The organism is Peribacillus deserti (assembly GCF_002863585.1).
Taxonomy (GTDB): Bacteria; Bacillota; Bacilli; order Bacillales; family DSM-1321; genus Paraperibacillus; species Paraperibacillus deserti_A.
The window spans coordinates 65,509-79,147 of record NZ_PGUY01000043.1 but is presented as its reverse complement, the minus strand read 5'-3'; the positions used below and the strand labels follow the sequence as shown (position 1 = coordinate 79,147).

16 protein-coding genes and 1 pseudogene are annotated in these 13,639 nt (G+C 35.7%); 14 read left to right on the top strand and 3 right to left on the bottom strand.

From position 1 onward, the window contains the following. Window positions 1-8: 8 nt before the first annotated feature. The 4 genes from CUU66_RS14085 (at window position 9) to CUU66_RS14070 (ending at window position 4,336) form a co-directional block, all read left to right on the top strand. Window positions 9-1,820 carry an E2/UBC family protein gene (locus tag CUU66_RS14085; RefSeq protein WP_101643255.1) on the top strand — a complete coding sequence of 604 codons (1,812 nt, stop codon included), beginning with the start codon at window positions 9-11 and terminating at the stop codon, window positions 1,818-1,820. Then, window positions 1,817-2,287: a Mov34/MPN/PAD-1 family protein gene (locus CUU66_RS14080; RefSeq protein ID WP_101643253.1), complete on the top strand. Its 471-nt coding sequence runs from the start codon at window positions 1,817-1,819 to the stop codon at window positions 2,285-2,287. The genes CUU66_RS14085 and CUU66_RS14080 overlap by 4 nt, the downstream gene beginning before the upstream one ends. A gap of 8 nt (window positions 2,288-2,295) precedes the next feature. Beyond that, a complete protein-coding gene (locus CUU66_RS14075) occupies window positions 2,296-3,399 on the top strand; it encodes an SAVED domain-containing protein (protein WP_101643306.1) in 1,104 nt (367 codons plus the stop codon). A gap of 625 nt (window positions 3,400-4,024) precedes the next feature. Next, the gene (locus CUU66_RS14070; protein WP_101643251.1) at window positions 4,025-4,336 is read left to right on the top strand and encodes a hypothetical protein; all 312 of its coding nucleotides are present in this window, start codon (window positions 4,025-4,027) and stop codon (window positions 4,334-4,336) included. A gap of 188 nt (window positions 4,337-4,524) precedes the next feature. Here CUU66_RS14070 and CUU66_RS14065 read toward each other — a convergent pair whose 3' ends face one another. Both CUU66_RS14065 and CUU66_RS14060 read right to left on the bottom strand, forming a co-directional pair. After that, window positions 4,525-4,749: a DUF3006 domain-containing protein gene (locus CUU66_RS14065; protein ID WP_101643249.1), complete on the bottom strand. Its 225-nt coding sequence runs from the start codon at window positions 4,747-4,749 to the stop codon at window positions 4,525-4,527. A gap of 1 nt (window position 4,750) precedes the next feature. Beyond that, complete coding sequence (locus tag CUU66_RS14060; protein ID WP_101643247.1) at window positions 4,751-5,590, bottom strand: ComEC/Rec2 family competence protein; 840 nt, start codon at window positions 5,588-5,590, stop codon at window positions 4,751-4,753. A gap of 395 nt (window positions 5,591-5,985) precedes the next feature. Between CUU66_RS14060 and CUU66_RS14055 the strand changes: the two genes are divergently transcribed. The 10 genes from CUU66_RS14055 (at window position 5,986) to CUU66_RS14020 (ending at window position 13,157) form a co-directional block, all read left to right on the top strand. Next, window positions 5,986-6,204 carry a hypothetical protein gene (locus CUU66_RS14055; protein ID WP_101643245.1) on the top strand — a complete coding sequence of 73 codons (219 nt, stop codon included), beginning with the start codon at window positions 5,986-5,988 and terminating at the stop codon, window positions 6,202-6,204. 150 nt (window positions 6,205-6,354) lie between these two features. Further along, a complete protein-coding gene (locus CUU66_RS24895; protein ID WP_257968003.1) occupies window positions 6,355-6,552 on the top strand; it encodes a chloramphenicol phosphotransferase CPT family protein in 198 nt (65 codons plus the stop codon). A 34-nt stretch (window positions 6,553-6,586) separates the two neighbouring features. Continuing rightward, a complete protein-coding gene (locus CUU66_RS24890; protein ID WP_257968002.1) occupies window positions 6,587-6,988 on the top strand; it encodes a phosphotransferase-like protein in 402 nt (133 codons plus the stop codon). A 160-nt stretch (window positions 6,989-7,148) separates the two neighbouring features. Then, entirely contained in the window at window positions 7,149-7,412 is a 264-nt protein-coding gene (locus tag CUU66_RS14045; RefSeq protein WP_101643244.1) for a hypothetical protein, read from the top strand. Window positions 7,413-7,615: 203 nt separating this feature from the next. Beyond that, the gene (locus tag CUU66_RS24885) at window positions 7,616-7,744 is read left to right on the top strand and encodes a hypothetical protein (RefSeq protein WP_257968001.1); all 129 of its coding nucleotides are present in this window, start codon (window positions 7,616-7,618) and stop codon (window positions 7,742-7,744) included. A 2-nt stretch (window positions 7,745-7,746) separates the two neighbouring features. Next, a complete protein-coding gene (locus CUU66_RS14040; RefSeq protein ID WP_101643243.1) occupies window positions 7,747-8,739 on the top strand; it encodes a VanZ family protein in 993 nt (330 codons plus the stop codon). Window positions 8,740-9,152: 413 nt separating this feature from the next. Then, a complete protein-coding gene (locus CUU66_RS14035) occupies window positions 9,153-9,986 on the top strand; it encodes an STAS domain-containing protein (RefSeq protein WP_101643242.1) in 834 nt (277 codons plus the stop codon). 262 nt (window positions 9,987-10,248) lie between these two features. Further along, on the top strand, window positions 10,249-10,767 hold the full coding sequence (locus CUU66_RS14030) for a YfiT family bacillithiol transferase (RefSeq protein ID WP_101643241.1): 519 nt from the start codon (window positions 10,249-10,251) through the stop codon (window positions 10,765-10,767). A 168-nt stretch (window positions 10,768-10,935) separates the two neighbouring features. Further along, window positions 10,936-12,477, top strand: coding sequence for a hypothetical protein (locus CUU66_RS24235; protein WP_180955291.1), 1,542 nt, complete (start codon window positions 10,936-10,938; stop codon window positions 12,475-12,477). A 245-nt stretch (window positions 12,478-12,722) separates the two neighbouring features. Next, entirely contained in the window at window positions 12,723-13,157 is a 435-nt protein-coding gene (locus CUU66_RS14020) for a hypothetical protein (RefSeq protein WP_101643239.1), read from the top strand. 283 nt (window positions 13,158-13,440) lie between these two features. Here CUU66_RS14020 and CUU66_RS24880 read toward each other — a convergent pair. Continuing rightward, window positions 13,441-13,584 (bottom strand): annotated as a pseudogene (locus tag CUU66_RS24880) (alpha/beta fold hydrolase); the annotation flags it as partial. Between the last annotated feature and the right edge of the window lie 55 nt (window positions 13,585-13,639).

Sequence of the window (13,639 nt, the reverse complement as noted above, 5' to 3'; positions counted from 1 at the left end):
GGTGAAATATGATAGAGCAAAGTGTACTGAACTTAGGTTTACATGAATTACTGAACGCTGTAAAGGAAATTTCATCCTTTAATATTTCCTCCACCAGAGGACCCTTTAAAAAAGCATTTGAAGGTACTTATGCTATAGGAGGAAAAGATATTACAATTCAATTGGCTTTACCTGTTCGGTTCCCTATTGAAAAGCCAATGTTATTTCTAAAGGACCCGCAAGTTCTAGGTTTTTTGCCTCATATCGAAAAAGATGGTTTCATTTGTTATTCTCATGACGAGGGGTTGCTTTTAGATAGTAGCAACCCCTCTGGTATTCTCAAGGAAGCCTTCCAAAGGGCGGAAAGAACATTAAGAGATGGAATCACTGGTATTAATAAACGCGACTACCTTGTTGACTTTGAAGTCCTTTGGTCAAGACAAAGTGAAGTAATGAGGATAGATTCCTTATTCTCGCCAGGTAACACTTTTGAAAGAATCCTGGTTTTCTTTGATGAGAATACCGGAAAAACAGTTATTGTGAAAAACACAGACAATGCAACGGCACAGAGCTTAAAAACACTATACAAATGTGATGTAGTGAAAGAATTTACATCCTATCGAGGAATACATATTCCGCTAAGGGACGGGGCTCAGGTTAAGCCGCCTTCCTATTGGGATTTTTGGAATATAAAACAGTTAAGGAAAATTGTAAATGAGAATATCAGCAGCGGTACTAAAAAAAACCTCAAGTCATATTTAGAGAAAACTAAATTCAAAACTCAGGATAAAGAATATATTTTTATATCGATTCCTATAGAAAAAGGGCAAAGAGCTTTTGTTGGTATTTTACTCACTGATTTTAAACGGATTAGGCATATAAAAACCAGTTATCCCTTTTCGCATCCATTAAAGCAAATTCACGCAACTTTTTCTGTAACTCCCCTTTCAGTGAAACGTCATGATACGGAATTCCTTCTAAATCGGACCTTGGGGCATAATAAACTCATTGGAAAGAAGGTTACATTAATTGGTCTTGGCTCAATTGGAAGCCGAATAGCGTTAGAACTAGGGAGAGCAGGGGTGTCATTCATAAAGCTAATTGATAAAGAGATATTAGATGTGGATAACATTTATCGCCATGAACTAGGAACTAGCAGTTTATATTGGAAGGCAGAAAAAGCCTATAATAATATATCAAAAGCAGAAGGATTGAAAATAGAATTACTACAACATTTCCCCTCTTTAAACATCAATTATGAAATGGAAGAAGTATTGACCTTAATGGAGGAGCAGAAGAATTTCATTCTCGATTCAGATATAATTATTGTAGCTTTAGGATCTCCTACGGTTGAACTAGAGTTAAATAAGCGTTTTTACAATATGGATTGTGCACCACCAATTATCTATACTTGGCTGGATCCTTTAGGTTTAGGTGGACACACCTTGCTTACAAATAACCAGAAAAAAGAAGGGTGCTTTCAATGTTTATATACCCATGTAGAGAATAACAACATTTTAATTCCTAATCGAGCTTCCTTTGCTGCTCCCGACCAATTCTTTGGGAAGACTTTGACGGGATGCGAGTCTGTTTTCACTCCATATGGTTCATTGGATGCACTACAGACAGCCATCCTTGCCAGTAGATTGGCAATCAAGACTTTACAGGGGCAAGAACGTGGAAATCCTCTGCTGTCTTGGAAGGGAGAAGATAAAGAAGTTTTATCACAGGGGAAAAAGGTAAGTGACAGATATAAGTTGACTAATGAACAGCTTTTTGAGTATCGATATCTTTACAGGGCTGAAAATTGTCCAGTTTGCGGAACGGGAGAAACTACATGAACTTTAACATTAATCCCCTAGGCGTTATTAAAATTAGTGATAATGTACTTTCCAAATTTCAGCAATATTATCAAACAGAAAAAGGAGATTCAGAAGCTGGTGGAGTATTAATGGGACGTTTTATTCGATTCTCTCACGATGTAGTAGTTGACCATATTACGACACCAATGAATAGGGATATCCGAAAACGATGTTTCTTTAAAAAGAATAGAGACGACCATCAAAAAGTCATTCAAGCTATTTGGGAAGAAAGTAAAGGAACTTGTAACTACCTTGGTGAATGGCATACCCACCCAGAACGACATCCGACTCCTTCTGGTCATGATATCAAAGAATGGAAAAGGGTGCTTAGAAACACCAAATGTGATTCTAACGAGTTGTTTTTTGTAATTGTTGGTACTGAATCTATTGGTGTGTGGGTAGGCTTCAGAACTAATTTGGAACTACAAAAACTGACAAGGAGTTGAGAATGTATATGAGTAGAGATCCATTTAAATTATCAACGGTAGACGATAGGGATTTGTGGGTAAGGTCTGGTGGCTTGTGTGCTAGATGCAAACGAGCCTTAATCCTGGATGACATTGAGAAAAAAGTCAATATTGGCGAGAAGGCTCATATTATTGGAAAGGGGACGGGGAAAAATGCTCCTCGGCGAGAATTTGCTGAAGAATTTGGTTTCAATGAGGAGAATATAGACTCCCTCGACAACCTTATGCTTATGTGTAGCCCTTGTCATCATACCATTGACACAAATGTTGAAGCGTACCCTCCACAACTTTTGTTCGATATGAAAAACCAGCACGAAGGTTGGGTTAGGAGTCGCTTATCTCAAAATAATAAAGCAATAGCTGTGATCCATAAAAGGAAAAATAGCATTCCGTTTGATTCTATATTGCTTACTGATGAAATTGATATGGCAATATTAGATGCTGTTTCTTTCCAAGATGAATTTACAGATTTCACATCTACTGGATGGGTACAGGCTAAGAAAGATAACGAGGATTTTTTCAAAAAGGTAGTTCAAGCTAAAGTGGAGTATCCGGGAACCAAACTTTGCATTTTTTCATTATCACCAATCCCTCTGCTGATTCATTTCGGTAAATTGATATCAGAAACAATTCCAATAGTAATATACCAATTTGATAGAGATTCTCAAAAATGGTGTTTGGAAGATACAAACGGGAAGGTTACTCATAAAAAGATAAACGTATTAATATCTGATAAAGTTTGCCGATCTTTAGTTGTGACTGTTCAGGTTAGTGGCACCATTGGGGAAGAAGAAGTAAAGGAAGCTGTTGGTACACCTTATCATCAATTAGATATTTCTGTTGAAAAACCCGAATTAAATGCTGTTTTGTATAACCACGATATAACCGCCATTAGACAAGTTTTCCGCAAACATTTATATAATTTACAAGACTTATATGATTACAAGGAAATACACTTGTTTTATTATGGTCCCGCTGGTCTTGCAGTTGAAATAGGACGTACCATAAATGACACTATGCTTCCAATTATCCATTTATATCAGTATAGTGATAGAAATGAACAAAAGTATAGTAGAGCTATTAGTATTTAATACATAGAGTATGGCTGCTGCTTCGGCAGCTTTTTTTTGTTTAGGGGGAGGTTAGATAACTAATAACAAGATTTATTGCCACTAAATGGAAAGATATATGACCTTAGAGCAGAAGAGAGAGCAAAATCAGCCCGCCTGATTATTGAGTTAAATCGGTGTGAGGAAGGCACTATATGAAGAGTTTTAAGATAAAATGATGATGTTGAAATAGAATGGCAATATGGAAGAAGAAATGAACCTTAGCAAATTACTGATAATGCACGTAATATATTGAAACAAAGAAACGAATGTTCGAAAAAAACAATTCCAAGAATAATCGTATATTTTTCGCAGGCGATGGCTGAGTACAGCCAAGACTACGACTGGCTCTGAATGAGCCAGATGAGGATGATATTACTTTGACAATTCACGAAGTAATTGTAGCAGTTGACACTAAGATTCAGCCGGATACTGAAACCTTAATTCTTAATTTGGCTGGAGATAAATTAGGAATAGTGCTTTTAGGGAATACGGGAAATAGCTGTTAAGGTTTAGAACGTTCCACCTTCTGTAAAATCTACTGAAACTTAGAAGGATTCTCTGCCTATTCTATCGAATTTTGTAGAAAAGGAGGTGGAAAATTCGAGTGGACTTTTGTATTAAAGTAGAAAAAGCATTAGAAAATCAAATCATTATTGAATCTCCTGCCGAACTAGGAGAACAAGTTTTGAGTCTTTTATTAAAAGAAGGTTACACATTGACTGAATTTTTATCCGAAGCAATAGGGAGGTCTGCCAATAGCGGGTTTGTTTTAAAAAATCCTGACATGAAATATTATAGCCTTATGATCTTAGCTCAGAAAAAAGAAGCAGATATATCCGATATTGCAAATTGTATCCATGGGAATTTCGGAGGTTATTTAAGCCTACCATGGAGAAAATTATTTAATATCATCTAATGAGAATGATTTTGCAACCTTAAATTTTTGACTTCTGAATTTTTCAAGGAACCAAAAATGAGCACTTAAAAGGCTCTTTTTTCATAGGAGACAGTTGGGTTATCATAAGTCATTTTATATTAATTACGTTTTATTTCCGAATATTAAAAACCCCTCTGAAATGAGGGGTTCTTTTGTATAATGGTAAGTTAGTCCTCCCATAGCTCTCCCATAAGGTCTTCGATCTGTTTTCTTAATTCTTGAGTCTCACCTTTTAGAACTTTAACCTGCTCACCCATTATCTCAATTACATCTCCAACAGCAGCCTCAGTAGGGAACATGTCTTTAGGAAAGTCTTTTGTATCGCCGTTAATCTCAACAACCACTACATTTCCTTCAAACCGGTCAATAATGCCTTTCGTTCTTTCACTCATATTATTTCACCGTCTTTACCGTAATTGTCTTACCATTCGAGGTAAAAATAATATTCCCACTCTTATCCGTTCTATAGATTTTTGTTTTTACAGCAGTCAGTCTTTTAACGGTTTCTGCTGTAGGATGCCCATAAGAATTTTTTCCTACACTTATCGCCGAAAATGTAGGTTTAGCTATGCTCAGAAATTTTGCACTGGAAGATGTCTTTGCCCCATGATGTCCAACCTTTAATACATCTACTTTTGAAATTAACTTCTTAGCCATCATGTCATTTTCGGATTGCAGTTCTGCGTCCCCGGTTAATAAGATCTTTTTAACACCGTGCTTAACCATAAGGACTCCGCTCCAGTTATTTAGATCGGACTTGGCATATGTTTTAACAGGTGCAATGAATTTAATTTCGGTATTTTTATCTTTGTCAGGTATCACGACACCATTTTGGGCAGTCTTGATTGTCAGCTTTTCATTTTTAACTGCTGTAAGAAAGTTTTTAAAGGCTTGTGTTGTATGCGATACTTTTGGTGCATACACTGATTTGACAGTAAACGCTTTTAACACTTCATCTAACCCACCAACGTGATCGGCATCGGGGTGTGTAGATACTACCGCAGTTAAAGTAGAAACCTTTTGTTTCTTTAGGTAATTTACAACGGTATCCCCTGATTTGCCGGCATCTACTAGGATCGTTTCCCCGGTCGGTGCCTTAATAAAAATGGAGTCCCCCTGACCTACATTTATAACGTGTACAGATAAGCTGTTAGTTGCTGCCTCTGAATACGACAGTCCACCCAACATTGAAATAAAGAGAATGACAACTAACACAATATTTATTTTTTTCATTTTTCATCCAACCTCCCGAGAATAAATTACCATGATTTAGGGGAGTAGGCTACACTTATTTACGTATCACTTCATGGTAAATTTATACAAGGTATCCACAAGACCTCTATGTATTTTATAGAGTTTCTTTTAAAAGCTTTTCCCGCTGACCTTAATCCAACTGCAACCCCGTGTTTAAGGAAGGGAGGATGTTGCGGCAGTCATTTAATCTCATTAAGAAGTAATGAGGGAGCCTTCTATAAGTTTCCCTTTTACGTTTTAATTAAGAAAAATTTCTTAAAAAGCGTCTTAAAATTGATTTATCCTAAATATTTTAATTCGAGTTGATAAATCTCAACATAAACAGGAATTTGGTCATGGATATATCGAATTCTACTCAAAAGGGGGAATAAAAATTGTCTAATGAATCAATCAAAGTAAGATATTTTTCTGGTGGAGAAACTGTAGGCGAATTCAACATACTAAACTGGAATGCTTATTCCAACGCTTTAAAAGCCAGTAACAGCGTGACTATTAAATGTTTTGAGTATGAAATCAAGGATGTTAACCTATTTCACGAAGACACTAATGCAGGATCAATAACTGAGCTACATGTAGAAGTTGAAAAAGTATAAATACAGCTCCTCAAAGCTGTGATTTTTACTAACGGGTGCGTTAGTTGAATAAGGAAGGCTGCTGGGGAAGCCCTTTTTCTTATTCTGCTAGCAGGCAGATTAATTAAATAGGAAAAAAATAAAGAGTACTTTGAAAATGGAGGAAGTCTAGTGTCAAACATACATACACTCGGTAAAATTGTGGTTCTAAATGGAACTCCTCGGTCAGGGAAATCAAGCATAGCTACTATTGTCCAGAATACCTTTGATGGAGTATGGATAAATTTAGGGGTTGATGCTTTTATGAAGATGATTCCTAAACGCTACCAGCCAGGAATTGGACTAAGACCGGGGGGGAGAACGTCCTGATTTAGAACCGTTAATTGTCACCTTGTATCATGCCATGTACGAGTCTATTGCAGCACAAAGTCGATTAGGATTAAACGTTGTAGTTGATGTTGGGCATCATGACTTTTATTCAACTAGAAGAGGAATTCTTTATAACTGTGCTCGGGTTTTGAAGGACTTCCCTGTGTTATTCGTAGGAATCCGCTGTCCATTAGATGTTATCATGGAGCGACGAATTGCAACTTGGGGTACTGGTTACACAGAAGATGGGGGTGTACCGCAACCTGTCATTCTTTGGCAAGAGTCCGTTCATGTGCCTGGTATTTATGATTTGGAACTTGACACATCGGTTTTAAGCTCTAAAAAATGTGCAGATGCAATTCGAAAACGTATAGAAACAGACCCCTATGGTATTGCATTTAAACAAATTTCGGAAATGAATAGCGAGGGAGATTAACTAAATTTCTTGTTAAGCTAACGGGTGCGTTTAGTTAAAGAACGAGTTTCCTGTTTAAGTGCCTTTTTCAAATTAATTTTGTGCATTTGGTAAAAAATTGAAACTAATGCAATATCAATACGTATATAAATTTAAGTGATGAGTGGGAGGTTTGATGTAAATGAAGGTATTTGGAGGAATACTGCTTACTCTGGACATTCTCTTTACTATCTTTTGGCACTTTACGGTTTTAGCTGTTGATGGATATGCCAACAGTTATCCTTTTTATCAATTTAAACTTGTATATGTTTTTAGTTTTATTATTGCTCTCTTAGCAACTATGATGATTGTAAAAGCAAAACAAGCAAATAAACAAGCAGAGGAATATATGATGGAGATTATGGAAAATCCACCACCTAATATTAACAATATTAATCCTTTATGATTGCTTCTTATCTCACTAAAGGGTGCTTTAGTTGAAGAAGACGACCAGGCTGCTACGGCTGCCTTTTTGTTGTTTTACTAAAAGGAAAGTTAGTTTAATAAGAAGGTCTTTTTACTAGCGTGAAGAATATTAATAGTTTGAATCGTTAGAGGGGTATAATTAGAAAATGTGCGAGTGCGTGAGGGTTATTATGGAGTTTCAGTTTGCTTGTCGTCATTGTGGCGTTAGAGGGATGTTCAAGTTCCTCTAAAGCTTCGAGTTCTCCTGAGGCAAAAGGCTTTGGCTATCAAATAGTAGACGAGTCTCACTCTGCGGAAAAGGAAGTATTGTAATTATGTATCAAGGAAAGTTACGAAAAATAACGATTGTGTTGTTAACATTGTATACAGCTTTGATCCTCTATTTCTTGTATCTTGGTTACAATAGAGGTTCCCTAGGGCAAGACTCTAGCTTACGATTTAACCCAATACCTGGAGCGATTCAATTGCATTATCCAATGGGAAGAGACTTTCAAAATTGGTTTTTTCAATTCGGGAATTTTGTAGCGTTCATACCTTTTGGGGTTATCATTCCACTCCTGTTTCGATGTAGTTTTAGACGCTTTATAACCTTTTTTATTTTGTCTATAACAATACTTGAAACCCTACAAATGTTTTCTGGTTTGGGAGCTTTTGATATAGACGATATCATAATTAATTTATTAGGTGCTTCGGTAGGATTTGCGGCACAGCGAATATTCACTGGTGACCGAGATAAACCAAAAGGGCTTTGCAAAATATTCATAATGGCTATTGTACTTGCCCTTTGTACTATTATAATTATTGGCGGTATCAATAATTATCTAGAAAACGGGGGAGGGGAAACCGCAGCTCTGAATGAACTGATCTTAAAAGATGGGTCTGTACAGTGGGATGAAAGCTTGTCCAGCTTTACAGTAGACCGAAAAGAGGTTACGCCTCAAATAAATCTGTATAGTAGAAATAATACGAAAAACAATGAATTCACGTATCACTTAGATGGCAAATATAAAAACATAACAGGCTATGTCGCCAAACCGGACGATGTAATTAACGCTGCAAGAGCAGAAGGTAGTGACATAGAATTCATCAGTGGCGGAACAGTCATTTATTCGTTAGGGTTATCAGTCACAGGCGAGGAGGATTTTCAAATCCCTTTAGATGGCGTAACTGACCTTACCATAAAAGTAATTAACAAAGATCCAAATCCAATAACAAATGCTGTGATGTGGGATATTACTCTTACAGAGGTAAACACAGGACAAAAAGTTATAAACAATATAAGAGAAAAAATAAGAGCATTATTCTAACAAAGACCTCAACAAAGAAACGAAAATAAGCTACATACGAGAGGGGTACCTTATTTTCGTTGTTGGCATTGTGATTAATTTCACTTAAACTAACGAGTGCGTTAGTTTAAGTGCATTTGGCATACCTTATTCCTACATTTTGTCCTTACAAAAAATGTTCTTTATTCAGCTAACGAGTGTGTAAGTTGAAAATAATAGAGGCTCCTTAAGCAGCCTTCCTTAGAAGTAGTTATTGTATAAATCTTTCCTTAATTTCCCCTTAAGATGGGCGTAGACTTATACAATCATCATGCAATTTCTGCCTGCCAAGTCGTTAACCACAGTTATTTTTTTCTGTTGGTTATCGTTGATAGACAAGTGTGCTTCCAACCAATATACTTAAAGAAAATATAGACACTTAGGAGTATTGCTCTATGGGTATTGAAAAGGTAGATACAATTCAAGAATTCGCACTTTTTCTAAGTGAAAATGCAGAATCAATAAGCAGGGAAATTGTTAATTATAGTATGAGTAAGATAGAAATAACAGTACCAAAAGAAATAATTGATAAATCAATTGATACTCATGCTGAATTTCTAAAATTTTTAGGGAGTACGCTTGAATTTTCGAATGAAGAGGTTGAACCTAGATTCATTGAATGGCTCACCAAACAGGAAGCACCGGAAGATGCTCAATATATTGAGCAATTATCGAGTCTTATAAAGCCCTATGCGGATACAAGACAGCTATTAATAAAAATCTTGTCTCAATTATGCTTGGTCCATGGACTAACTACTGAGGAAGTTATCACTGTTACCAGTAGATTAAATTATTTGCTCGATTTAAGTATTACTGAAACTATACTTAAGCGAGAGAGAATAACAAAAGAAACCGCAGAAAAGCATAAACAGGAGATAACAGAACTATCTTCACCCATAATACCTATACAAAATGGTATAGCGGTTATCCCGTTAATTGGAAATATTGATGTGGAAAAAAGTGAATTTATTATGAATAGAGTCATCCCCAGAGTCAATGAGTTGAAAATTGAATGTGTAATTTTTGACTTCTCACCCATTGCCTCTATAGATACCGAAATTGCGGCTCGAATCTTTACTATATATGATGTTCTTAAATTGCTAGGAATCAATGCAGTGTTTACAGGGATTAGACCGGATTTAATATCTAGAATTATCAACGCAAGCATCAACTTTTCGAATATTAAAACTTACGCCACACTTCAACAAGCCTTAGAAGATATGAAGTAATTGGTGCCTCTATAATAGGTAAATAAGTTAAAAGTAGTCTAAGCCGTGCACCATAATTATAGGTGACTCGTATTACTAAACAGCAAATAGAACATCAAAGAATCGCTGCGGCGGTTCTTTTCTTTTACCTGAAAAAATTCACAGGTGTAGTTGAATAACATATAAGGTGAAAAGGATTTAAATGAAGTGATGTAGAATTACATATTTTTAACGTTTATTTAAGTAGCCACAAAAATCAAGGGGTTTTTAGGAGGAGTAGTAAATGGATATGAAATATCCAATTGGCAATTTCCAATTTGATGGTGAAATTACTAACAGTGTTATAAGGGATTGGATAAATGAAATTGAAGATTTACCAAGATTATTACGAGATGCTGTAAAAGACTTAGATAATGAACAGCTTGATACAGCTTATCGTTCAGGAGGGTGGACTGTTCGACAAGTAATACATCACTTGGCTGACAGTCATATGAATGCCTACATTCGATTTAAATTGGCTCTTACAGAAGAAAAACCTGTAATTAAGCCATATGATGAAACGAAGTGGGCGGAACTATCTGATTATGAGATGCCAATTGATATTTCACTTTTACTTCTTAAAGCACTGCACAAACGCTGGACCAAACTTTTACGTAGTATAAGTCCTGCTGATATGGAAAAGACATTTATTCACCCAGATTCAGGTGAAGTTTCAGTAGGTGAAAATATAGGAATCTACGCTTGGCATGGGAGACATCATCTTGCACACATTACTTCTTTGTGTAACCGCAAGGGGTGGTAAGATGACTCTGTGAACAATTACACTTAAAGAAACGGGTGCTTTACTTCAATTGGAGTAAGGCTTTTTTGTTCAACAGAATGGCAGTTTAGTTGAACAAAGGTTATTGATATAAAGTGTAAAATAAGGGGACAATAATCTTTAATACTAGCCCAATAAAGGGGATTTTGGATGAAAAGGATTTTATTATTTACAATATTGGCAACAGTCATATCAAACCTTTCACCAATCTTTGCTCACTCTGAAGAAAAATTGAATAAAGAACTAATGGAAATTATCAATGAGTTTGTGCCATCAAACTCAAAACTAGTAAGTCCTGAAGAACCTAAATCAACAAAACCGTATCAGTTTTATGACTTTAACCACGATGGACAAGAAGAGATTATTATTACTTTTGAAACAAAAGCAAAAGAACAACCTAATCCTTCACAATATGGCGTAATAGTACTAAAAAAAGAAAATGAAAGATGGGAAAAGAATTGGGAGACCCAAACACAAGGGGTAGGATTAGATTATTCAGGTGTCACTGATATTACTGGTGATGGTATTAAAGAATATCTCTTTGGTGTCACAACTGGTGCTTCAGCAGGAAATAAACTAGCGATTTTTAAATGGGATAATAATTCTTTAAAGGTGATAGCAGATGTCCCATATCATATGATGGAATTGATAAGTAATAAGAAAATTGGTATAGCCATTTGGCAAAGGTACATTGCAGATACCTATTTTGTAGATGTTTTAAAATGGAATGGAGAAAAATTAGTTTTAGATGAAGAATTATACTCTAGTTACTATCCTGCAATTGAAAAATTTTATAACAATAAAATATCAAAAATGGATGCGTGGTTCTATTGGTATACACTTGCAGATGCTCAAATAAAGGCAAATTTATTTGAAAAAGCTAGGGATTCTATACAGAAAGGGACTACATTAGCAAAGCAATTGTCATTACCTGATGCAGTAGAAAACTTTGAAAAATTAAGTGATAAGCTGGAGAAACAACGGGTTCCTTTTTTGGAACAATTAATGACGCACTCATTAAAGCATTATGAGGTTCAAAACATTAAAATTGAAAATGATTCGGGGCAACAGCGTATATTCAGTATCAACGATGGTTTTCAAGAGCGTGTACTCAGAAAAGTGGTACACTGGCTTAATAACTCTAGCAGAGTGAATGGAACAAATGAGGTATCTTTAGAGAAACCATCCAATAAATTGACATTAAAAACGGTAAATGAAGAAGTGATTACCATTGAACCTGCTTATAAGTGTCTACTTGAAAACAAACAAAAAACCTGTACAGCTATAGATGGGGAATTAATCATTTCGGAGAATAGCCATAAAGTGCAAATAAAGTCCCAATCCCTATATGATTGGCTCGTAGTAGGGTGGAGAAAAGAATTGAACGGACCTACTAAAGAAGAATTGCTTGAAGAAGCATTGTTTACACGTTATTTAAATATTTTGGGACCATCTTATTCGGATTTTTTTATGTGTCCAAAAATCCAAATTGAACCCATTGATGGAGACCCAAGGAGACATCTTATTTTTGCAAGTGCTTTAAGCTATTCAGGACATCACGGTGGAGATTACGATAAGCTTAGTTTTTCTGTAAGGGATTCTAACCTAGAAGGGTTAAAAGTGACAAATGTAAAAATTGAGAAACATATTTCTCAAGAAGAGAGTCAAAGACAATGTCAAGAGTTCGATTAAATAGAGTATTATACTCAGAGGTGTTTCTCTAAAATGAAAACAAGTTTGTGAAGGATTGTACTTACACTAACGGGTGCGTTAGTTGAACCAACAAATGGCTTCTTCGGCAGCCTTTTTGTTATTCCTGTGATGGGCAGGTAAGTAAGGTTAGATTGAACAGGAATGGGAAAGAGAAAGAGTACCACGAGTTTTAACTACGGATGAATCATTTAGTTGAAGTAGGTGATAAAATGGAGATTTTTTGTATGGAATACACGTTAGTAAACATTTATGTTGATGTTTTTTCTGGAACCTTATATTTTGTCCCAAATTGTGATACTGAAAGGGGAATTGTGGAAATGGACACCTTTATTGAATTGAAGGCACCGTATTCAAATAGGGATCTTGAGAAGATTGCATTGTCAGCTTTAATACTGTGTCATAAAGAAGAACCATCCATTAATAAAAAGACAGTATTACAACGTCACCTAAAAATAAATAGTTATAAAAGGTTTACAGAAAACAAAAAATTCATCAGCTATGGGTGGAGTTTAGACGAGGGATTTACGGTTACTCCTTTTGAGAGAGAACGTCTAGGTAACGGCTACAGTGGATTGGAAACCATTTCTTTAGGAAACAAACTTGAATCAGGTCAATTTGCAATGGCATTAACAAGAGCCGTAGAAATCGCAAGGATATAACAATTCGTTTTCTTATTGATCTGTAGGTCCAGGGTAGTTGAAGTAGAGTAAGGGAACGTCGTTAACATATACTGATATTTAAGTTACTCTTAAAAATTTTAGTCACTTCGTCGCATCATTTAACTGGTTATATGGAACCCCTACTTCCACTAACGGGTGCGTTAGTTGAACAAGAATGGGTGTGTTAGCAGCCTTTCTTGTCGTAGTAGACCCATATGTTCATTAAATAGAAAAAAGAACACACTAAGTGTTCTTTTACAGTCATTTGTTCTTCTTAGGAGGCTAATTTTCTTGATTGGTGGTATGAAAAATTATAGCAGCTTTCACTGGGACCACCGTGAAGATAAAGTACTGCTGGATTATCGTACGAACAATAACATTCTACATAAAGTTTTTTACCTCTAATCTTAATTAATTCGCCCTTCATATTAGTAGTCTCCCTCACTTGTAAAAAAGATTATTTATAATTATACGGCAACTTG

What these genes read in the sequence shown, in the direction of transcription:
- CUU66_RS14085 (WP_101643255.1), top strand. Translation starts at nt 9, where the DNA reads ATGATAGAGCAAAGTGTACTGAACTTAGGTTTACATGAATTACTGAAC.
- CUU66_RS14030 (WP_101643241.1), top strand. Translation starts at nt 10,249, where the DNA reads ATGGATATGAAATATCCAATTGGCAATTTCCAATTTGATGGTGAAATT.
- CUU66_RS24235 (WP_180955291.1), top strand. Translation starts at nt 10,936, where the DNA reads ATGAAAAGGATTTTATTATTTACAATATTGGCAACAGTCATATCAAAC.
- CUU66_RS14080 (WP_101643253.1), top strand. Translation starts at nt 1,817, where the DNA reads ATGAACTTTAACATTAATCCCCTAGGCGTTATTAAAATTAGTGATAAT.
- CUU66_RS14045 (WP_101643244.1), top strand. Translation starts at nt 7,149, where the DNA reads ATGAAGGTATTTGGAGGAATACTGCTTACTCTGGACATTCTCTTTACT.
- CUU66_RS14020 (WP_101643239.1), top strand. Translation starts at nt 12,723, where the DNA reads ATGGAATACACGTTAGTAAACATTTATGTTGATGTTTTTTCTGGAACC.
- CUU66_RS14075 (WP_101643306.1), top strand. Translation starts at nt 2,296, where the DNA reads ATGAGTAGAGATCCATTTAAATTATCAACGGTAGACGATAGGGATTTG.
- CUU66_RS14040 (WP_101643243.1), top strand. Translation starts at nt 7,747, where the DNA reads ATGTATCAAGGAAAGTTACGAAAAATAACGATTGTGTTGTTAACATTG.
- CUU66_RS14060 (WP_101643247.1), bottom strand. Translation starts at nt 5,590, where the DNA reads ATGAAAAAAATAAATATTGTGTTAGTTGTCATTCTCTTTATTTCAATG.
- CUU66_RS14035 (WP_101643242.1), top strand. Translation starts at nt 9,153, where the DNA reads ATGGGTATTGAAAAGGTAGATACAATTCAAGAATTCGCACTTTTTCTA.
- CUU66_RS14065 (WP_101643249.1), bottom strand. Translation starts at nt 4,749, where the DNA reads ATGAGTGAAAGAACGAAAGGCATTATTGACCGGTTTGAAGGAAATGTA.
- CUU66_RS24890 (WP_257968002.1), top strand. Translation starts at nt 6,587, where the DNA reads ATGTACGAGTCTATTGCAGCACAAAGTCGATTAGGATTAAACGTTGTA.